17 protein-coding genes are annotated in these 19444 nt (G+C 69.8%); 9 read left to right on the top strand and 8 right to left on the bottom strand.

All coding sequences use genetic code 11. From position 1 onward, the window contains the following. Positions 1 to 112 precede the first annotated feature (112 nt). From ACFC06_RS19300 to ACFC06_RS19290, 3 genes are read left to right on the top strand one after another with little or no spacing between them, the layout of a single operon-like run. Positions 113 to 919: an ABC transporter permease gene (locus ACFC06_RS19300; protein WP_375935624.1), complete on the top strand. Its 807-nt coding sequence runs from the start codon at positions 113 to 115 to the stop codon at positions 917 to 919. Further along, positions 916 to 1977 (top strand): glycine betaine ABC transporter substrate-binding protein, encoded by a 1062-nt coding sequence (locus tag ACFC06_RS19295; RefSeq protein ID WP_375932798.1) that lies wholly within the window; start codon positions 916 to 918, stop codon positions 1975 to 1977. Before ACFC06_RS19300 ends, ACFC06_RS19295 begins: the two co-directional genes overlap by 4 nt. Beyond that, positions 1974 to 2765 (top strand): ABC transporter ATP-binding protein, encoded by a 792-nt coding sequence (locus tag ACFC06_RS19290; protein ID WP_375932795.1) that lies wholly within the window; start codon positions 1974 to 1976, stop codon positions 2763 to 2765. The genes ACFC06_RS19295 and ACFC06_RS19290 overlap by 4 nt, the downstream gene beginning before the upstream one ends. On the opposite strand, the gene ACFC06_RS19285 is transcribed toward ACFC06_RS19290, so the two are convergent. The 5 genes from ACFC06_RS19285 to ACFC06_RS19265 form a co-directional block, all read right to left on the bottom strand. Next, on the bottom strand, positions 2766 to 3647 hold the full coding sequence (locus ACFC06_RS19285) for a bile acid:sodium symporter family protein (protein ID WP_375932792.1): 882 nt from the start codon (positions 3645 to 3647) through the stop codon (positions 2766 to 2768). Positions 3648 to 3746: 99 nt separating this feature from the next. Next, positions 3747 to 4814, bottom strand: a complete 1068-nt coding sequence (locus ACFC06_RS19280; RefSeq protein WP_375932789.1) for a putative zinc-binding metallopeptidase — start codon at positions 4812 to 4814, stop codon at positions 3747 to 3749. A 3-nt stretch (positions 4815 to 4817) separates the two neighbouring features. Beyond that, the gene (locus ACFC06_RS19275) at positions 4818 to 5714 is read right to left on the bottom strand and encodes a transglutaminase N-terminal domain-containing protein (protein WP_375932787.1); all 897 of its coding nucleotides are present in this window, start codon (positions 5712 to 5714) and stop codon (positions 4818 to 4820) included. After that, positions 5711 to 8485: a circularly permuted type 2 ATP-grasp protein gene (locus ACFC06_RS19270; RefSeq protein WP_375932784.1), complete on the bottom strand. Its 2775-nt coding sequence runs from the start codon at positions 8483 to 8485 to the stop codon at positions 5711 to 5713. The genes ACFC06_RS19275 and ACFC06_RS19270 overlap by 4 nt, the downstream gene beginning before the upstream one ends. 28 nt (positions 8486 to 8513) lie before the next feature. Beyond that, positions 8514 to 12335 (bottom strand): transglutaminase family protein, encoded by a 3822-nt coding sequence (locus ACFC06_RS19265; protein WP_375935621.1) that lies wholly within the window; start codon positions 12333 to 12335, stop codon positions 8514 to 8516. Between the two features lie 152 nt (positions 12336 to 12487). On the opposite strand from ACFC06_RS19265, the gene ACFC06_RS19260 reads away from it, so the two are divergent. Then, on the top strand, positions 12488 to 13129 hold the full coding sequence (locus tag ACFC06_RS19260) for a hypothetical protein (RefSeq protein ID WP_375932781.1): 642 nt from the start codon (positions 12488 to 12490) through the stop codon (positions 13127 to 13129). On the opposite strand, the gene recR is transcribed toward ACFC06_RS19260, so the two are convergent. Further along, complete coding sequence (gene recR / locus ACFC06_RS19255) at positions 13130 to 13738, bottom strand: recombination mediator RecR (protein WP_071925851.1); 609 nt, start codon at positions 13736 to 13738, stop codon at positions 13130 to 13132. Then, positions 13738 to 14082 carry a YbaB/EbfC family nucleoid-associated protein gene (locus tag ACFC06_RS19250; RefSeq protein ID WP_375932778.1) on the bottom strand — a complete coding sequence of 115 codons (345 nt, stop codon included), beginning with the start codon at positions 14080 to 14082 and terminating at the stop codon, positions 13738 to 13740. Before ACFC06_RS19250 ends, recR begins: the two co-directional genes overlap by 1 nt. 224 nt (positions 14083 to 14306) lie before the next feature. Between ACFC06_RS19250 and ACFC06_RS19245 the strand changes: the two genes are divergently transcribed. The 3 genes from ACFC06_RS19245 to ACFC06_RS19235 are packed head-to-tail and all read left to right on the top strand — an operon-like array spanning position 14307 to position 16093. After that, the gene (locus ACFC06_RS19245) at positions 14307 to 14870 is read left to right on the top strand and encodes a hypothetical protein (RefSeq protein WP_375932775.1); all 564 of its coding nucleotides are present in this window, start codon (positions 14307 to 14309) and stop codon (positions 14868 to 14870) included. Positions 14871 to 14915: 45 nt separating this feature from the next. Next, positions 14916 to 15746 carry a MerR family transcriptional regulator gene (locus tag ACFC06_RS19240; protein ID WP_375932772.1) on the top strand — a complete coding sequence of 277 codons (831 nt, stop codon included), beginning with the start codon at positions 14916 to 14918 and terminating at the stop codon, positions 15744 to 15746. Beyond that, complete coding sequence (locus ACFC06_RS19235) at positions 15743 to 16093, top strand: VOC family protein (RefSeq protein ID WP_375932769.1); 351 nt, start codon at positions 15743 to 15745, stop codon at positions 16091 to 16093. Before ACFC06_RS19240 ends, ACFC06_RS19235 begins: the two co-directional genes overlap by 4 nt. Before the next feature lie 3 nt (positions 16094 to 16096). Here the strand turns inward: ACFC06_RS19235 and ACFC06_RS19230 are convergent, their stop codons facing one another. Then, positions 16097 to 16531, bottom strand: coding sequence for an SRPBCC family protein (locus ACFC06_RS19230; RefSeq protein WP_375932766.1), 435 nt, complete (start codon positions 16529 to 16531; stop codon positions 16097 to 16099). A 151-nt stretch (positions 16532 to 16682) separates the two neighbouring features. Here ACFC06_RS19230 and ACFC06_RS19225 point away from each other — a divergent pair, with 151 nt between their 5' ends. Then, complete coding sequence (locus ACFC06_RS19225; protein ID WP_375935618.1) at positions 16683 to 18122, top strand: FAD-binding oxidoreductase; 1440 nt, start codon at positions 16683 to 16685, stop codon at positions 18120 to 18122. Then, complete coding sequence (locus tag ACFC06_RS19220; protein WP_375932763.1) at positions 18119 to 19444, top strand: class I SAM-dependent methyltransferase; 1326 nt, start codon at positions 18119 to 18121, stop codon at positions 19442 to 19444. Before ACFC06_RS19225 ends, ACFC06_RS19220 begins: the two co-directional genes overlap by 4 nt.

Raw genomic sequence — 19444 nt, 5'->3', positions numbered from 1 at the left:
CGCATGTGCCGCGACCGCCGGGGCACCGGAGGTGGAGGTGAGTCGGGTGACCGGAGTGGTGACGGCCGGGGTCGCCGGGCAACGGGAGGCGCGCACGGCGAGCAGGGCTCGGGTGCGGCGGGGGCGGTCGGTGCTGGCCGGGGTCGTGGCGGTGGGGATCGTGCTGGTGGGGTGGAGCGTCGTGACCGGCGCGGGGCTGGTTGATCCGCTGTATCTGCCGTCGCCGAAGGCCGTGTGGGAGGCGTTCGTACGGGCCAACAGCACGCATCGGATCGCCGACGGGGTGGATCGCTGGGTGGTCGGCGAGCAGAACTACTACCTCTGGGAGCACCTGCTGGCCAGCATCCAGCGGATCGCCGTGGGCGTGGGGGCGGCGATCGTGATCGGGCCGCTGGTCGGGTTCGTGATGGGGATGGTCGCGCCGGTGCGGTGGGTCACCGAGCCGGTGCTGAACTTCCTGCGGGCACTGCCGCCGCTGGGCTACATCGGCCTGCTGATCGTGTGGTTCGGCATCGGTGACACCTCCAAGATCTGGCTGCTGTTCCTGGCCGCCTTCCCACCGATCGCCGTGGCCACCCTCGACGGCGTACTCGGCGTCAAACAGGACTATCTCCACGCCGCCCGCTCGCTCGGCGCCGGGCGCGCCCAGGTGATCGCGCTGGTCGTGCTGCCCGCGACCCTGCCCAATGTCATCAGCGGCATCCGCATCGCCACCGCGTTCGCGTGGACCACCGTGGTCGCGGCCGAACTCAACAATGGCATCCCCGGCATCGGCGGGCTCGCCTATGTGGCCGGCACACAACTGAATACGCCGCTCACCATCGCCTGCATCATCGTGATCGGCGTGGCGGCCCTGCTGCTGGACGCGGCGATCGCGTTTCTCGGCACCAAAGCTGTTCCCTGGAAAGGCAAAGCATGACAACCACTGTGCGCAAGGTCGTCGCGACCTCGGCCGCGCTCGCCGCCGTTCTCGCCGTCACCGCGGGGTGCGTGGAATCGGGGCGCGGTGACACCGGCGCCGCGGCCGCGAGCTGCCCGTTCGCCGCCGACACCAGCGTCACCAGCACCGTGCGGCTGGGATACCAGGCGATTCCCAACGGCGACCTGCTGGTGAAGGACCGCGACCTGCTGCAGGTGTGCCTGCCCAACGCGAAGATCACCTGGAGCCAGTTCGCCTCCGGCGCGGATGTGGTGCAGGCCTTCGGCGCGGGCAGCCTCGATATCGGCACCCTCGGTTCCAGCCCGGCGACCAAGGCGTTGTCCGCGCCGCTGAACCTGCCGGTGCAGGTGGTGTGGATCCACGACGTGATCGGCACCTCGGAATCGCTGGTGGTCAAGGACAAGTCGGTGACCACGCTGGCCGGGCTGCGCGGCAAGAAGGTCGCCACACCGTTCGGCAGCACCGCGCACTACAGCCTGCTCGCCGCCATCGACAAGGCCGGGCTGACCGGTCAGGTGGAGCTGATCAACCTGCAGCCCGAGGCGATTCCCGGTGCGTGGCAGGGCAACCAGATCGATGCCGCCTGGGTGTGGGACCCGACCCTGTCCAAGCTGACCGCCGCGGGCGGCACGGTGCTCACCAGCAGCGCCGAGACCGCGGCCGCCGGTGCGCCCACCTACGACGTGGCCATCGCCGACAAGAAGTTCCTCGCCGCCAACGCCGCGTTCGCCACCGCCTGGGCGAAGGTGCAGAACTACGCCGTCGAGCAGTTGCGCACCCAGCAGGCCGACGCGGCCGTCTCGATCGGCGCGCAACTCGGTATCGCGCCCGACCAGGTCGTCCCCCAGCTGGCCGGATACCAGTACCTGCCCGCCGCCGAGCAGGCCGGACCGCGCTATCTCGGTGGCGGTTTCGCCGCCGACCTCACCGGCACCGCGCGCTTCCTGCTGAGCCAGGGTGGCGTCACCGCGGTCGGCAGCGAGCAGCAGTACCGCGACGGCATCGCGGTCGCCCCCGCGGCGGGCGCGGCCTCGTGAGCACCGGGCCTGCGACCGGCGACGCCGAGCGGGTGACGCTGACCGGGGTGCGCAAGAGCTACCCCGGTCCCGACGGTGACGTGGCGGTGCTCGCGCCGACCGATCTCACCATCGAGCCCGGCGAATTCGTCTGTGTCGTCGGCCCGTCCGGGTGCGGCAAGTCGACGCTGCTCAATATCCTGGCCGGTTTCCTCGCGCCGACCTCGGGCGAGGTCCGGGTGGGCGAGCGGGTGGTCACCGGACCCGATCCCGATCGCGGAGTGGTGTTCCAGCAGGCGAATCTGTATCCGTGGCTGACGGTGCGCGGCAATGTCGAGTTCGGCCCGAAAGTGCGTGGGGTACGCAAGGACGCGCGTCGCGCCGAGGCCCAGCGGCTGCTCGAGCTGGTCGGTCTCGACGAGCTCGGCGACCGCAGGCCCTACGAGCTCTCCGGCGGTCAGCAGCAGCGCGCGCAGATCGCCCGGGTGCTGATCAACGATCCGGGCATCGTCTTGATGGACGAACCCTTCGGCGCACTCGACGCCCTCACCAGGGAGCGCCTGCAGCGCGAACTGCTCGGCCTGTGGCGCGAGCGCCGCAAGACGGTCCTGTTCGTCACCCACGGCATCGAGGAGGCCATCCTGCTCGGCACCCGCGTCCTGGTGATGGACACCCGGCCCGGCCGGATCGTGCACGATGTGACGCCCGGCTTCGAGCCCGGCGCCGACTTCGACACCGTCCGGGCGGACCCCGGCTTCAGCGCCCTGCGCGACGAACTGGCCCGCCACATCTACGCCGCCCACGCCTGATCACTCGGCGGGCGCGGGTACCCGCCGCAGCCACGGCCGGGTGATGAGCCAGCCGAAACCGGCCGCCAGCGGGAACATCACCACGCCGTAGACGGCCGCGGGCATCGCCATCTCGGTACTGCCGATGACGCTGAGCGCGATGGTGATCGCGATGGTGCTGTTGTGCAGGCCGACCTCCATCGAGCAGGCGATGGCCTGCCGGGTGCGGATGCCGAGCAGGCGCGGCACCAGGTAGCCGATGCTCAGGCTGATCAGGCAGAACACCAGCGTGATCACGCCGACGTCGGCCAGCGCGTCGTCGGCGCCGCTGTCGCTGAGGATGGCGCCCACGATCACCAGCACCAGCGTCACCGCCGAGCCGATGCGCACCGGGCGTTCCATCCGGGTGGCGAAGTCCTGCGACCAGCGCCGCACCAGCATGCCCAGCGCGACGGGCACCAGCACGATGGCGAACACCTGCACCACCTTGCCGATCTGCAGGCCGATCGCGTCGGCCCCGCCGGACGGCTCGAAGTAGTCGATGGCGAAGTTGGTGACCAGCGGCACGGTGACCACCGCCAGCACCGAGTTCACCGCCGTGAGCGAGACGTTGAGCGCCACGTCCCCGCGGAACAGGTGACTGAACAGATTGGCCGTGGTCCCGCCGGGCGAGGCCGCGAGCAGCATCATGCCGACGGCCAGGATCGGCGGCAGCCCGAAGGCCAGCACCAGCCCGAACGCGATGACCGGCAGCACCACCACCTGGCAGATCAGCGCGATGGCGACCACGCGCGGGGTCTTGGCGATGCGGGTGAAGTCGGCGACGGTGAGTGAGAGCCCGAGGCCGAACATGATCACCGCCAGCGCCAGCGGGAGTCCGACGGTGACCAAGGGTGTGTTCATAGCATCCTCATCCAGCGGGTTCTGAGACGCGTTGGTCTCAAACCGGGAGGATAGCCGCAGACACCCGGTGCCGTACCCGAAATGCCGGGTTTGTCCGCTCTAGGCGGTGGCCTTCACCGCCGCGGCCGAGGTACTGGCATCGGTGCACAGATCGTGCACGAACCGCATCTTCTCCAGCACCCGGTCCGGCAGCACGAACGGATACAGGTCGTCGTGGCCCATCGAGCGGTTGACCATGTTCAGCGCCCAGGCCAGCGGCAACCACAGCTCGATGATCTTGTCGAAGCCCGCCCGGCCCACCTGCGGACGGTCCAGCGTGGCGCCCGCGGGGGCGAAGCCGAAGGCCGCGGCGGTGTCGAGGGTGTCGCGGATGTGCAGGTAGTGGGCGAAGGTCTCGGCCCAGTCCTCGGCGGCGTGCATGGTGGCGTAGGAGGACACGTAGTCGTTGTCCCAGCCCGCGGGCGCGCCCTGGGAGTAGTGGCGGTCCAGGGCCGCCTGGTAGTCGGCGTCGGGGTCGCCGAACAGTTCGCGGAAGCGGGCGAGCGCGTCGGCACCGGTGACCAGGACCGGGAAGTAGTAGTGGCCGATCTCGTGGCGGAAGTGGCCCAGCAGCGTGCGATAGGGCTCGGCCATCTCGATGCGCAGCTGCTCGCGGTGCGGGTCGTTGGCCTCGGCGAGGTCGAGGGTGACCACGCCGTCGACATGGCCGGTCAGCACGTCGGCGGTGCGGCTGGAGAGCAGGTCGAAGGCCAGGCCGTGCGGGTCGGCGTCCCGGCCGACGATCGGCAGCCCGAGTTCGGCGAGCTCGAAGATCAGGCGCCGCTTGGCCGCCTCGGCCTCGGCGAAGGCGGCGAGCCCGGCGGTGTCGGCGTCGTTGGGGCGGGTGCGGGTGAGCGCGCAGGAGACGCACAGCTTCGGGCCCGGCGCGCCGTACTCGTCGGAGACCAGCCAATTGCACTGCGCCACATGCAGGTTGTCGCAGAGCCGGAACCGGTCGCCGTCGACCACCCCGCCCACCGGATCGACCGCCGCCGCGCCCGGCGGATCACCGATCACCACCAGGGCGCGCTCGCGCAGGCTGAACCCGAGCGGGCTCGAACACGACAGGCACACCGAATTCTCGAAAGCCAGCTGCTGCCCGCAGTTCGGGCACACGAAATCACGCAAGACCTACACCTCCACCGGGGCTACATCGACCGAGACCGTGATCGTGGACTGTTTGGCGTCGGTGTAGATGATGCCACGCAGCGGGGGAACATCCTGGTAGTCGCGGCCCCACGCCACGGTCACGTACCGCTCGTCGGCGAACTGGTCGTTGGTGGGGTCGAAGGCGATCCAGCGGCCGGTGCGGTCGGTGGGATCGGTGCCGGGCAGCCAGACCGCCGCCCAGGCGTGGGTGGCGTCCACGCCGACCATGCGCTCCTTGCCCGGCGGCGGATCGGTGGCCAGATAGCCCGACACATAGCGCGCCGCCAGCCCGTGCGAGCGCAGGCAGGCCGCGCCGATGCGGGCGAAATCCTGGCAGACGCCCTCGCGCGCGGCGAACACATCGGCCACGCTCGTGCTGACCGTGGTGGAACCGGAGACATAGCGGAAATCGCGATTGATCCGGGTGTTCAGCTCGGTGACCGCCTCCAGCAGCGGCCGCCCCGGCGCGAAACTCTTGGCGGCGTAGTCGAACACCTCCGGGGTGATCTCCGGGGGCAGCAGGTCGAGGGTGAACTCGACGGCCAGCGGGCCGGTGGTCGCGTCCGGACGCGCCGACTCCCACGGGAGATCGGCACCGGCCAGCGTGGACGGGTGCTCGCCGTCGACGTCGACCAGCGATTCCCCGGTCACCTCGAGCGTCCGGTGCTCGGCGGTGACGTGGAAGAAGGTGGTCGCGTTGCCGTAGACGTCGTTGCCCACCGACCGGTCCGACGGCACCGGATCGATGACGATGTCGTGTTCGAGCAGCCGCTGCCCGGCGAATGCGCGCGGGGTGAGGAAGGCACGCCCGTAGGAGCTGGTGACCTCGTCGGAGTAGCGGTAGGTGGTGCGGTGCACCACCCGGTAGCGCCTGCTCATCCGACCATCCTGGTGTTACCCCACAGCGGCTGGATGCCCACGGGCACCGCGAGTTTGGTCGCCTCGAACGACTCCGACAGCTTGCGCAACCGCAAGTGCACCCCCTCCAGCAGTTCCACCAGCTCGGTGCGGACCCCGGCCGGGTCGGTGTTCTCCAGCTCGGCCGGGTCGACGCGGCGCAGCATGCGCTGGGCGTCGGCCAGCAGCCGCTGCGACCGCGTGGCGCCCGAACCGCCGGGCAGTGCCTGGAAGTCGGCTTCGAGCCGGTCGAGCTGATACACCAGCGAGCGCGGATTGCCCGCGTCGAACAGCAGCAGCCCGGCGAGCGCGGCCACGTGCGCCGAACCGCGATGGCGGCGCCGGTAACTCACCGCCGACTCGGTCGCCACCAGGACGGCGTCGGCGACCACGGCGTCCACCTCGGGCGGGTTCGACTGCGCCAGCGTCGATTTCAGCAGTGCGGCCAGCCCGAGTCCGCGTTCGATCCGCTTGCCGATATCCATGACGTACCAGCCGGTGTCGCGCACCAGCGATTCCGCGCCGATCCCCGACAGCGACAGCAGTGCCGCCAGCGTCAGCGAATGCACCGCCGACAGGGCGTTCTCCTGTTCGGCACTGGCCCCGCGGAATTCGGCCAGCGCGCGGTCGACGGCGCCCAGGATCATCCAGGTGTCGGCCGAGAGCTGGTCACGCACGGCGCGCGCGGCCGAACCGTAGTGGTCGACCGCGTAGGACAGGGACCCGGGCAGGTTGCGGTCGCCGGTGAGCGATGCGAGGTAGTCGAATCCGTCCGCCGAGGCGCCCGCGACCGCGCGCCGGACCTGCGCGGTGAGGTCACCCGGCTCGGGCACCGCCGCGTCGGTGTCCGCGTCCGGCTCGCCGGGCCGGTCCTCGCCCCGGCCGAGCTGGATCTGCGCGACCGGCGCCGGACCGGCGGGTGTCTCGTGCGGCAGCACCGACTCCGGCGCGGTGGTGCCGGTGGTGAGCGACAGCGCGCGCATGAGAATCGGCAGACCCTCGGCGCCGTCGTGCCAGGGACGGTAGCGATAGTCCTGGTAGATGTCGTGCGTGGCGGCCAGCAGACGGACGACCGCCTCGGCGCGTTCGCTGTAGCGGCCCATCCAGAACAGGTCGTTGAGCACACGCGGCGAGCTCACCGCCTCCACCACCGGCACCGCGCGACGCAGCCGTTCCTCGTGCGGCGCCTCCGCGCCGACCGCGGCGGCCACCGCCGGAGCCGCCCGCACCCACACGTCCTTGGCGGCCACCTTGATCACGGTGCGGCTCGGTTCCAGCCGCATCCACTGCTGCCCGAGCCCACCGGCCATCGCCGTGTAACCACCGCGCCTGGCCAGCGAGAACAGCCGCATGCCGACCGGCACCGGCGCCAGCCCGGTGGCCCCTTCCACGGCGGGCGCGACGGAGAACTCGGCGGGCTCCTGGCCCACCCACTTCCACCGCTCGGTCTCGATCCGGGCCGCGAGTTCGCCGCGTTCGGCCGAGGACAGGGTGGGCCCGACGATCGTCGTCCCGTCGACGGCCGACCGCACCACCAGCTGGTCGAGATGGCCGATCAGGTGCGCGCGTTCGGTGTCGTCACCGCCCCAGTAGGCGGGCGTACCGTCGAGTAGCAGGTCCTCGCCGAGCACCGAGCGCGCGATCCGCGGCAGGAACGCGCTCAGCGCGGGCGATTCCAGCAGTCCGCTGCCCAGCGTGTTGACCACCGTGACGGCCCCGCGCCGCAGCACCTCGACCAGCCCCACCACGCCGAGCCGCGAATCCGCGCGCAGGTCCAGCGGGTCGGAGAACTCGGCGTCGACCCGGCGCAACACCACGTCGACGCGTTCCAGGCTGCCCAGCGAGCGCATCCACAGCGCGCCGTCGCGCACCACCAGATCGGCGCTCTCGACCAGCGGGAACCCCAGTGTCTGCGCGAGATAGGCCTGGTCGAAGGCGGTTTCGGAGTGCGAGCCGGGGCTGAGCACCACCACCACCGGTTCCTCGCCGTCGGCCAGTTCGGGCGCGGCCTCCTCGAGCATCAGCCGCATGGCCCGCGCGAACGGGGTGAGCGGGCGCGGGATCGCGTGCTCGAACGCCTCGGGAATGGCCTCCGACACCACCCGCCGGTCGGCCAGCGCGTACCCCGCGCCCGAGGGCGCCTGCGCCCAGTCGGCCAGCACCCGGAACTGTCCGTCGCTCCAGCGGCTGATGTCGCAGGCGTGCAGGAACAGCTGGTGGGTGCCGGGAATGGTGATGCCGTGCGCGGCCCGCACATACCCGGTGCTGCCGAACACGATCTCCGGCGGCAGCAGTCCCGAGCTCAGCAGCCTGCGCGGTCCGTACACATCGGTGAGCACCTCGTCGAGCACCTGCGAGCGCTGCACGAGCCCGCTCTCCAGCCGGGTCCAGTCGTCGGCCGAGACCAGCAGCGGGATCGGGTCGAGCCGCCAGGGCGAGGCGGTCGCGGCGTCGTCACCGAGACCGACCTCGGTGTAGGTGACGCCGTCGTCCTCGATCTGCCTGCGCACCCGGTCCTCGATGCGCCCGATCCCGGCGACACCCTGATCGGCGAACCCCGCCGACAGCTCCGACCACATCGCCCGCACCCGGCCGTGACTGTCGACCAGTTCGTCGTAGTACCCGGCCGTCGGCCTGCCGCACCCGTCGAACCGCGCGTCGGCGTCGCCTACCGCCCGGTACCGGGCGAATTGCTCGGCCACCTGTTGATGCAGGGTCGGCACGCTCGGGGGACGGTCCAGTCGATCAGGCACCCTGGCTTGCTCCTTCGCTCGCCGATCCCTACCGGTCGCCGGCCCAGTCCCACACGGTGCGCGCGCGACGTAGATCCAGGATGCCCGGTGCGCCGACATCGGTCGACTGCGCCGCGATCTTCGCACGGAGTTCGGCCGGATCCCGGGGATTCACGGTGTGTCCCGCGGCTTCGAAGCGGCGATTGCGCCGGGACTGCGCGGCGACGGCGTTGACGGGAGCGTCGTCGAAGGCGCGGCCGCCGGGATGCACGACGTGATAGGTGCAGCCGCCGCGCGACAGGCCCGTCGCCGGGTCGACCAGGTCGAAGACCAGCGGCGCGTCGACGGTGATCGAGGGGTGCAGCGAATTCGGCGGCTGCCAGGCGCGATACCGCACGCCCGCCACCTGCACATCGGTCGTGTCGGTGGCCAGCAGCGGCACCGGCATCCCGTTGCAGGTGAGCACATACCGGCCGCGATCGGCCCCGACCACCCGCACCTGCAAGCGCTCCACCGAGGAGTCGACGTAGCGGGCGGTGCCCTGCTCGGTGGCCTGTTCGCCCAGGGTCAGCCAGGGTTCGATCGCGCCGCGCAATTCCAGTTCCACCCCGTCGACGATCGCGGTGCCGATGCGGGGGAAACGGAACTCGGTGAACGGGTCGAGCCAGCCGGTGTCGAAGTCGATGCCGTGCGCGCGCAGATCGGCGGCGACCTCGGCGATATCGGCAGTCAGGAAATGCGGCAGCAGGTAGCGGCCGTGCAGGTTCGCGCCGTGCCGGATCAGCGGCGCCCGGTAGGGCCGCTCCCAGAACATCGCCACCAGCCCGCGCACCAGCAGCGACTGCACCATCGCCATTTGGAAATGCGGCGGCATCTCGAAGCCGCGCAGTTCCAGCAGACCGAGCCTGCCGCGCGCGGAATCCGGGCTGTAGAGCTTGTCGACGCAGAATTCGGCGCGGTGGGTGTTGCCGGTGAGATCGGTCAGCAGGTGCCGCAGCGCCCGGTCGATATGCCAGGGGGCGGACCGGATTTCGGCCCCCGGAGCGGCCTTCTCGGCGGTGAGGCGGGCGATCTCGGCGAAGGCGATCTCGAGTTCGTAGAGCGCGTCCTCACGACCCTCGTCCGCGCGCGGCGCCTGCGAGGTGGGACCGACGAACCGCCCCGCGAACAGGTACGACAGCGCCGGATGACGCTGCCAGTAGGTGAGCATCGACACCAGCAGATCCGGCCTGCGCAGCAGCGGCGAACGCGCCGGAGTGGCACCGCCGAGCGTGATGTGGTTGCCGCCGCCGGTCCCGCCGTGCGTGCCGTCGACCTCGAAGGATTCGGTGCTCAGCCGTGCGAGCCTGGCCTGCTCGTAGAGGGTGCTCAGCACCTCGGCCTGCTCGGCGAAGGAAGCCGTCGCCATGATGTTCACCTCGATCACACCCGGATCGGGGGTGATCGAAAAGGTGTGCAGGCGAGCGTCACCCGGCGGGGCATACCCCTCCAGCACCACGGGCTGCTCGATCGCGACCGCCACCTGTTCGATCTTCGCGAGCAGATCCAGGAAGTCGTCGAGTTCGGCGACCGGCGGCAGGAACACGTGCAACCGCCCCGCGCGCACCTGCGCGACCAGCGCGGTGGTCGGCCGGAAATCCGCCTCTTCGACCTCGGCGGGCGGTTCCGTGCGCGACGGCCGCAGCGGCCCCTGGAACAGCGGGTCGGCCTCGGGCGGCACCGGCGGTTCGTGCCACGACACCGAATTCAGCGGAAGCCTGAGTCCCGCGGGCGAATCGCCCTCGGCCAGCACGATCCGGCCCGGACCACCATCCTCGCGGCCCCGCCGCAACTGCCAGTCCGCGCTCGCCCAGCCGGTGCCGTCCTCGCGCCGGTGCAGTGGCAGGACGAACGCGCTCGGCTCGTCGACGGCCGCGTCGAGCCTCGCGAGCAGGTCGCGCCGGGTCTGCGGGGCATCCGTCTCCGGGGCGATGTCGTCCTCGGGCGGCTCCCCCTCGGGGGCGCTGACCTTGGCGGCCAGCCGGGCCAGGGGGTCTTCGTAGGCGGGCCGTACCTGGGTCGGTGGCAGGCCGAGGGACTTCGCGACCCCGGCGATCAACGAGCGCGCGGCATCGTTGTCCGCGGGCGGTTTCTGTCGGTTGCCGGTGGTCCACGGCGAAGGATGTCCGGTGTCGAGCGAGTTCTCGACAACCGGTGTCGCGGGAGCATTCTGGGGCTGCGTGGAAGCAGGCTGTGTCGTCACCGGGGGCGAGGGGTCGTCCAGTGGCTCGACCGCCCGCGTCGCCGGGTCGATCAGCGGTTGCGTGGCGATCGGCTCTGCTGCCATCGGCGGGCGACGGCGAGCGGCCTCGCCACTTCTTCGCGCCAGGTCCGGATCGGAGGTGTCCCCTACGGTCCCCAATTGCACCGCCCCGGCCACGGTTGCCGCGTCCACTCGCTCGCCGAGTTCACCGCCCGTTTCGCCGCTGATCACGTCGGTGCTACTCGACGGCGGACGGGTCGGGGCAGCGGGGGCCGCGTCGCCCGTCGTCGAGTCCGGGCTGGTGGTGCCGCCCACTTCGCCGCCGGCCGCGCTGTCCGCTTCGCCGGTAGCGACTCGGGCCGGGCCGAGCGGCGTCCACGGGTCGGCCAGTAGATCCTGTCTGGTCCAGATCGGCTGACCGTCCGCGCGCCAGGCGATGGCGATCTCCCAGCGGGGCAGCGGTTCTCCCGGGTACCACTTGCCCTGGCGGTATTGGACGATGCCGGTGGGGGCGTAGATGCCGCGCAGGCGGTCGGCCAGGTCGACGGCGCGTTCGCGTTTGTGGGGGCCGTCGGCGTCGGTGGTCCACTGGGGGCTCATCTGGTCGTCGATGGAGACGAAGGTGGGTTCGCCGCCCATGGTCAGGCCCACGTCGGTGGCGGCCATGCGCGCGTCGACGGCGGCGCCGGAGGCGGTGATGCGGGCCCACTGGGAATCGGTGTAGGGCAGGGTGACTCGCGGGTCCTCGTGCACCCGGCGCACCACATTGCTGAATTCCAGGGTGGCCTCGGTGATCCCGGTCGCCCCGGTGATGGGCGCCGCCGCACCGGGATGCGGCGTCGCGGCCAGCGGAATATGGCCTTCACCGGCGAACAATCCCGAGGTGGGGTCCATGCCGACCCACCCGGCGCCGGGCAGATACACCTCGGTCCAGGCATGCAGATCGGTGAAATCGGCGCCGGGCCCCGACGGCCCGTCCAGCGCGGGCGTATCCGAGGTGAGCTGCACCAGATACCCCGACACGAACCGCGCCGCCAGCCCCAGCTCCCGCAGGATCGCCACCAGCAGCCACGCCGAGTCCCGGCACGACCCGAGCCCGCTGCGCAGCGTGTGCTCGGGCGTCTGCACCCCCGGCTCCATCCGCACGGTGTAGCCGACGGCATTGCGCAGCGCGTAGTTCAGCTCCACCAACCCGTCGATCGACCGAATCCGCCCCTGCGGCCGATGCACCCGCACCCACTCCCGCACCAGTTCCCCGGCATCCCCGACCGGCCGCAGGTACGGCTCCAGATCCGCCGCCAGCGCCGCCGGATAGGCGAACGGGAAATACTCCGCGTAATCCTCGACGAAGAAATCGAACGGATTGACCACCTCGAGATCCGCGATCAACCCCACGGTGATCGACAATTCCCGCGTCGGCTCCGGAAACACCAGCCGCGCAACAAAATTCCCGAACGCGTCCTGCTGCCAATTCACGAAGTGCCCCGCCGGGGACACCTCCAGCGAATAAGCCTCGATCGGCGTCCGCGAATGCGGCGCGGGCCGCAACCGCACCTCGTGCGGATGCACCTCCACGAGCCGATCGAACGAGTACGCGGTCCGGTGCTCGAGCGACACCTTGATGCCCATACCCCAGTTGACCACACCGAACCACCCCACCGCCCCCGCACAACCCCGGCGTTTCCCGACCCGAACCCCACCGAAACCCCACGGTAACGCCCTGCGCGCGGCGCCGGGACACCGAACCGGGACGGCGGGTTTGCTGCACGTAGGCTGGGCTGGTGAGCTACGACCACATCATTCTTCCGTCCGGGGTCGCCGGGTCTATCGATGAGGTGGACGCCTATCTGGCGGAGCAGGAGGGGAAGCCGGAGTCGGAGGCGATCGCGGAGATCGCGGCGGAGTTGAACGAGCGCAACAGTGAGTTGCCGGTCGATGACGTGTTTCTGAGTGTGGACACGGTGGGTGGGCCCAGTGGGGACACGCTGTATGTACCGTCGCCGTACGACGCGATCGGGTTCGTGCGCAATCTGCTGTTCGATCTCGCGACGCCGCGTGGTTACGCCGTCTACGATCCGCAGCTGAGCTGGCTGATCGATCCCGCGGGGCACATCCCGATCGCGGTGACGCATGGCGGCGCGGGCGAATTCCCGTATCTCACCGAGGAATTGGCGCACCGGTGGGTGGCGGGGCTGGCCGATCCGAATCCGTATCTGATCGTCGAGCGCGGCGAACAGCGCTACATCCAGACCTACCGCGACCCGGCGGGCCCGTACACCCTCGAATACCGCGACGGCTCGGCCGACAAGCACTTCGGCACCACCCTGGAGGACCCCGCCCAGGTCGCGCGCATCATCTGGGCCTGGGCCAACGGCGAACCCGACGCGGGCGCGGAGGTCTCCTGGACCCGCGTCGAGTTCTGATCAGAGCGCGCGGCGGCCCGACAGGGCGCGGCCGAGGGTCAGCTCGTCGGCGAATTCCAGGTCGCCGCCCATCGGCAGGCCCGAGGCGAGCCGGGTGACCGACAGTCCGGGGAAATCGCGCAGCATGCGCACCAGATAGGTGGCCGTCGCCTCGCCCTCGGTGTTCGGGTCGGTCGCGATGATCACCTCGCTGACGTCGACGCCGTCGTCCTGATTGCCGATCCGGGTGAGCAGCTCGCGAATGCGCAGCTGGTCGGGCCCGACGCCGCTGAGCGGGTCGAGCGCGCCGCCGAGCACGTGGTAGCGCCCACGGAACTCGCGGGTGCGCTCGATCGCCTGCACGTCCTTGGGTTCCTCGACCACGCAGATCATGGTGCGGTCGCGGCGCGGGTCGGCGCAGATCCGGCACAGTTCGCCGTCGGCGACGGTGCCGCACGACACACAGAACTGCACACCGTCGCGCACCTTCTGCAACGCGGCCTGCAGCCGGTCGATCTCCGGCGGCTCCACGCCGAGCAGATGGAACGCGATGCGCTGGGCGCTCTTGGGACCGACGCCGGGCAGTTTGCCCAGCTCGTCGATCAGATCCTGAACCGGCCCCTCATACATCAGAAGTCGGGCAGACCGGGCAGCGAGCCGCCGCCGAGACCGGCCGAGAGCGGGCCGAGCCGCTCGGCCGCGAGCTTCTGCGCGTTGGCCATGGCGTCGTTGATCGCGCCGATGACCAGGTCCTGCAGGCCGTCGACATCGTTGGGGTCGACCACCTTCGGGTCGATGGTCAGCGCGGTGACCTCACCGCTGACCTTGATGGTGGCCTGCACCAGCCCGCCACCGGCCTGCCCCTGCACCTCGGACTCGGCCAGCTCGGCCTGGGCCTGCATCACCGCCTGCTGCATCTGCTGGGCCTGGGCGAGCAATGCCTGCATATCGAACTGACCATCACCGGGTTGCACAGGAAGTCCTCTCTAGAAAGTCGTCGGCTCCAAGCCTAGTACGCGCGGCTTCGCCGGCGATGGTCCCACATGCGCGACCAGGGGCGCGCATACCGACCGGACCGTAACCGGCACCTGTTCAGATAACAGATTCGTTGCTGGCATTCCGCATTCGATCCGGATCGCGGTGCGCGCCCTACGATCGATCGAGGTCGGGCCAGGTCCAGCAACCCCAGGGAGAACAGATGAATGCCACCCGTGCTCGACTGTCCACTGCGGCAGCCCTGTGCGCGTCGACCGCCTGCCTGCTCTTTCTCGCCGCCCCCACCGCGTCGGCGGAGGTCACCGACTACGGACGCGGTTGCGTCGTCGACACCGGCAACCCCGGGGTGACTCTGGATTCGCTGCGGTTTCGCTGCAGCGTCACCCAGCAGGACCAGATCTATCGCGACGCGGAGGCGGGGGCCGTCCCCAACGGGGTCACCAACGGCTGGGTGACCCGCCCGCAGCAGTTCACCGGCATCGCGCCCGCCCTGTGGATCGGCAAGGTCTTCCGCACCGGGCCCGACGGCGGCACGCTGACCAACCGGGTCACCGGCGCGGGCATCGAGGCCTTCCCCGCCGACGTCTACCGGGCGCCCTCGATCCTCGACGGCAAGACCACCTGGGCACTGAACTACGCCCCCTCGCCCACCCCGCAGGTCTACGACGAGATCCGCGAGATCGCCCCCGGCGTCTGGTTCGGCTACTCGTGGTGGCGCGAGGGCGAGTGGCCCCTGCTGGCCGCCTTCGTGCTGGCCCCCGCCTGAGCCGTTGTTGACCCTCCCCCCGCTGGAGGGTGTTGGCTGGTTCCCATGACAGCCACCGTGGCGATCGGCGAATTCGCCCGCCTCACCCATCTCAGCGTGAAGACGCTGCGCTATTACCACGAGATCGAGCTGCTCGAACCCGTCGCGGTGGACGCGGGCACCGGCTATCGCAGGTACTCCACCGCGCAGGTCGAGCGCGCGCATCTGATCCGCAGGCTGCGCGATCTGGACATGCCGTTACCGGAGATCCGCGCGGTGCTGGCAGCCACCGACCCGGCCGAACGCGATGTCACACTGCGCGCGCACCTGACCAGGATGGAAGCCGAGCTGCGGCGCACGCAGGACGTGATCTCCTCGCTGCGCGCGCTACTCACCGAGCCCGCGCCCCCGCTGCGGGTGGACTACCGGGTGGAACCGGCGTTCACCGCGCTCACCCGCACCGAACTCGTCGAGCACCAGGCCATCGGGCCGTGGTGCGACGAGTCGTTCGAGCAGCTCTACACCAGCCTGATCGCCCTCGGCGTCACCCCGGGCGGCGTCGCGGGCGCGACCTATTCGACGGAGTTCTTCACCGAGGACTTCGGCACGGTCACCGCCTACGTTCCGATCCCGCCGGGCACCGAACTGGTGGTGCCCGCGGGCATGGAGGTCACCGGGTTCCCGGCGGTGCGTTTCGCGATCACCGTGCACACCGGCGCCTTCGAGGACTTCGACCGCACCTACGGCGCACTCGGCAGCCACGTCGCCGAGCACGCCATCGCCCTACCCGACGAACCGGTCCGCGAGCGCTATCTCGTCGGACCCGACCTCACCGAAAACCCGGCCGACTACCGCACCGAGGTGTGCTGGCCGATCACCGAAGGAGAAAACCGATGACCCTCGCCCTGGGCAATGTCACGTTCGACTGCCACAACGCCGCGGCCCTGGCCGACTTCTACGCCCAACTGCTCGGCGTGCCCGTCGACCCGGAAGCCTCGGAGTTCTTCGCCACCGTCGGCAAGACCGCGGAACTGTCGCCGATCCTGATGTTCATCCAGGTCGACGACAAGAATCCGGGCAAGAACGTCGTCCACCTGGACTACCACGCCACCGAATGGCGCGACTACATCGAGCGCGCGATCAGCCTGGGCGGCAAGCACATCGGCGACTTCGACGAATACGGCCAGCAGTGGGCCACCCTCGCCGACCCCGAAGGAAACCTCTTCGACATCGGCAAGGAGTAGGTCTCAGGCCAGCTCGCGCGCGAGGTTGCCGAGAACTTCTGCCTGGATCTTCTTCAGGCCCAGCGGGGCGAAGATGCCCTCGAAGATGCCGGAGATGCCGCCCGCGCCCTGCCAGGTGGTGCGGACGGTGACGCGCGATCCAGTGCCCTCCGGGGTGACGGTCCAGGTGTTGACCATCGTGGAATTGGCGTCACGCTCGGTCAGGATCGAGTCCGACACGGTGACATTCGCGCGCACGTTGCGCGAACGCTTCTCGGTGGCCTGCAGGGTCCACTCGACCACGGTGCCCGCGCCCTTGCCGCCCTCGATCACCTTGTAGTCGCGGTAGTGCGAGGAGAGGATGCGGGGGCGGACCGTTTCGTAGTCGCCGATCGCCTCGATGGTGCGCTGCGGATCCGCCGCGACCACGATCGAACTGCTGGCGCTGACCTGTCCCACTGTTGACTCCTTGTCGCCGGGTGCGATATCTCGACCGGGTTACATCCTGCCCTGTGCCCGTTCCGAACCCCCGGCCAGGGGACTTTTCGTGACGGCGCGCAACTATCCGGTGGCCGGGCGGGCGTGGGAGTACTAGCGTCGAGGGGTGGCAGTGAGTCTGTTGGGCAGAGCCGGCCACGCACCGGCCGCACGCGAGTCTGGATACCCTGCGCACCGAGAGGGCGTGGCACGACTGCTGGCAAGCTATCGCGCCATCCCTCCCGGTGCTGTCGTCCGCCTGGCGAAGAAGACGTCGAATCTGTTCCGCGCCAGAGCGGCGACCAGCGCGCCGGGCCTGGACGTCTCCGGGCTGACCCGGGTGATCGCCGTCGACCCGGAGGCCAGGACGGCCGATGTGGCGGGCATGACCACCTACGAGGACCTGGTCGCCGCCACCCTCCCCTACGGCCTGGCACCGCTGGTGGTGCCGCAGCTCAAGACCATCACCCTCGGTGGCGCGGTGACCGGCCTCGGCATCGAGTCGACCTCATTCCGCAACGGCCTCCCGCACGAATCCGTGCTGGAAATGGACGTGCTGACCGGTTCCGGCGAGATCGTCACCGCGACCGCCACCAACGAGCACGCCGAACTGTTCCACGGCTTCCCGAACTCCTACGGCACCCTCGGCTACACCGTCCGGCTGAAGATCGAACTCGAACCGGTGCAGCCGTTCGTCGCGCTGCGGCACGTGCGCTTCCACGACCTGCGGGAACTGGAAGCCGAACTGGAACGCATCGTGGTGGACCGCAGCTACCAGGGCGAACAGGTCGACTACCTCGACGGCGTGGTGTTCACCGCCGAGGAGAGCTACCTGACGCTGGGCAGGCGCACCGACGAGCCCGGCCCGGTCAGCGACTACACCGGCATGGACATCTTCTACCGCTCGCTCCAGCACGCCGACGGCGTGAAACGCGACCGGCTCACCATCCACGACTACCTGTGGCGCTGGGACACCGACTGGTTCTGGTGCTCGCGCGCCTTCGGCACCCAGAACCCGAAGATCCGCCGTTTCTGGCCCAAGAAGTACCGCCGCAGCAGTTTCTACTGGAAGCTGGTCGCGCTGGACCGCAAATACCACATCGGCGACCGGCTCGAGGCCCGCAAGGGCAACCCACCCCAGGAACGCGTGGTGCAGGACATCGAGGTGCCGGTCGGGCGCACCGCCGAGTTCGTCGAATGGTTCCTGCGGGAAATACCGATCGAGCCGATCTGGTTGTGCCCGTTGCGGTTGCGTGACAGTGCGGTCGCCGGCGCGGAATCCGATCGTCCGTGGCCGCTGTACCCGCTCGAGCCGGACCGCACCTACGTCAACGTCGGGTTCTGGTCGGCCGTGCCGACGGTGCCCGGCCAGGCGGAAGGCACGGCCAACCGCGCCATCGAGAAGACCGTGTCCGCCCTGGACGGACACAAATCGCTGTACTCGGACGCCTATTACGACGAAGCCGAGTTCGCCGCGCTCTACGGTGGCGACACCTACGCGCAACTGAAGAACCGTTACGACCCGGACCAACGACTGCTGAATCTGTATTCGAAGGCGGTGCAACGCAAGTGACGACATTCAAGGACCGAACCGATCGGGCCGTCGGCCTCACCGAGCTGGGAACCCGGCTCACCATCGCCGAGGTCTTCGAGACCCTCATCGACGGTGACATCCCGATCCGGCTCAACGCCTACGACGGCAGTACCACCGGCCCCGCCGACGCGGAGTTCACCCTCGACATCAAGACCCCGCGCGGCATCAACTACCTGGCCACCGCCCCCGGCGACCTGGGTATGGCGCGTGCCTACATCTCCGGCGACATGGTCGCCGAGGGTGTGCATCCCGGTGACCCGTACGAGATCCTCAAGACGATGCAGGGCATGAAGTTCCATCGCCCGTCGGCGTTGTCGCTGGTCACCATCGCGCGTTCGCTCGGCTGGGAACGGCTCAAGCCGATCGCCCCGCCGCCGCAGGAGACGCTGCCGCGCTGGCGCCGGATCGCACTGGAGGGCCTGCGCCACTCCAAGACCCGCGACGCCGAGGCCATCCACCACCACTACGACGTCTCCAACACCTTCTACGAGTACGTCCTGGGCCCGTCGATGACCTACACCTGCGCGGTCTACGGCGACCCCGACTGGACCCTCGAGCAGGCCCAGGAGAACAAGTACCGGCTGATCTTCGACAAGCTGCGCCTGAAGGAGGGCGACCGGCTGCTCGACATCGGCTGCGGCTGGGGCGGCATGGTCCGCTACGCCGCCCGGCGCGGGGTGAAGGTGATCGGGGCGACGCTGTCCGCCGAGCAGGCCGCCTGGGCGCAGGCCAAGATCGCCGAGGAAGGACTGTCCGACCTCGCCGAAGTCCGCTACAGCGATTATCGCGACATCCCCGAGGGCGATTTCGACGCCGTCTCCTCGATCGGGCTCACCGAGCACATCGGGGTGCACAACTACCCGTTCTACTTCGGCTTCATCAAGGACAAGCTGCGCCCCGGCGGGCTGTTCCTCAACCACTGCATCACCCGGCCCGACAACACCCGCACCACCAAGGCCGGCGATTTCATCGACCGCTACGTCTTCCCCGACGGCGAGCTCATCGGCTCGGGCCGCATCATCGCCGAGGCCCAGAACGTGGGGCTCGAGGTGCTGCACGAGGAGAACCTGCGCGAGCACTACGCGCTCACCCTGCACGAGTGGTGCAAGAACCTGGTCGAGAACTGGGACGCCTGCGTCGCCGAGGTCGGCGAGGGCACCGCGAAGGTGTGGGGACTGTACATGGCGGGCTGTCGGCTCGGCTTCCAGCGCAATGTCGTGCAGCTGCACCACGTGCTCGGCGTGAAACTCGACGCCGAGGGCCACTGGGACGTGCCCCTGCGTCCGTGGTGGACCCCGTAG

Source organism: Nocardia sp. NPDC056064, from assembly GCF_042266925.1.
Classification (GTDB): Bacteria; Actinomycetota; Actinomycetes; order Mycobacteriales; family Mycobacteriaceae; genus Nocardia.
This window is presented reverse-complemented; position numbering and strand designations above follow the sequence as displayed.

Coding starts and splice junctions, on each gene's coding strand:
- ACFC06_RS19285 (WP_375932792.1), bottom strand. CDS start 3,647: ATGAACACACCCTTGGTCACCGTCGGACTCCCGCTGGCGCTGGCGGTG.
- recR (WP_071925851.1), bottom strand. CDS start 13,738: ATGTATGAGGGGCCGGTTCAGGATCTGATCGACGAGCTGGGCAAACTG.
- ACFC06_RS19235 (WP_375932769.1), top strand. CDS start 15,743: ATGACCCTCGCCCTGGGCAATGTCACGTTCGACTGCCACAACGCCGCG.
- ACFC06_RS19240 (WP_375932772.1), top strand. CDS start 14,916: ATGACAGCCACCGTGGCGATCGGCGAATTCGCCCGCCTCACCCATCTC.
- ACFC06_RS19275 (WP_375932787.1), bottom strand. CDS start 5,714: ATGAGCAGGCGCTACCGGGTGGTGCACCGCACCACCTACCGCTACTCC.
- ACFC06_RS19265 (WP_375935621.1), bottom strand. CDS start 12,335: ATGGGCATCAAGGTGTCGCTCGAGCACCGGACCGCGTACTCGTTCGAT.
- ACFC06_RS19245 (WP_375932775.1), top strand. CDS start 14,307: ATGAATGCCACCCGTGCTCGACTGTCCACTGCGGCAGCCCTGTGCGCG.
- ACFC06_RS19295 (WP_375932798.1), top strand. CDS start 916: ATGACAACCACTGTGCGCAAGGTCGTCGCGACCTCGGCCGCGCTCGCC.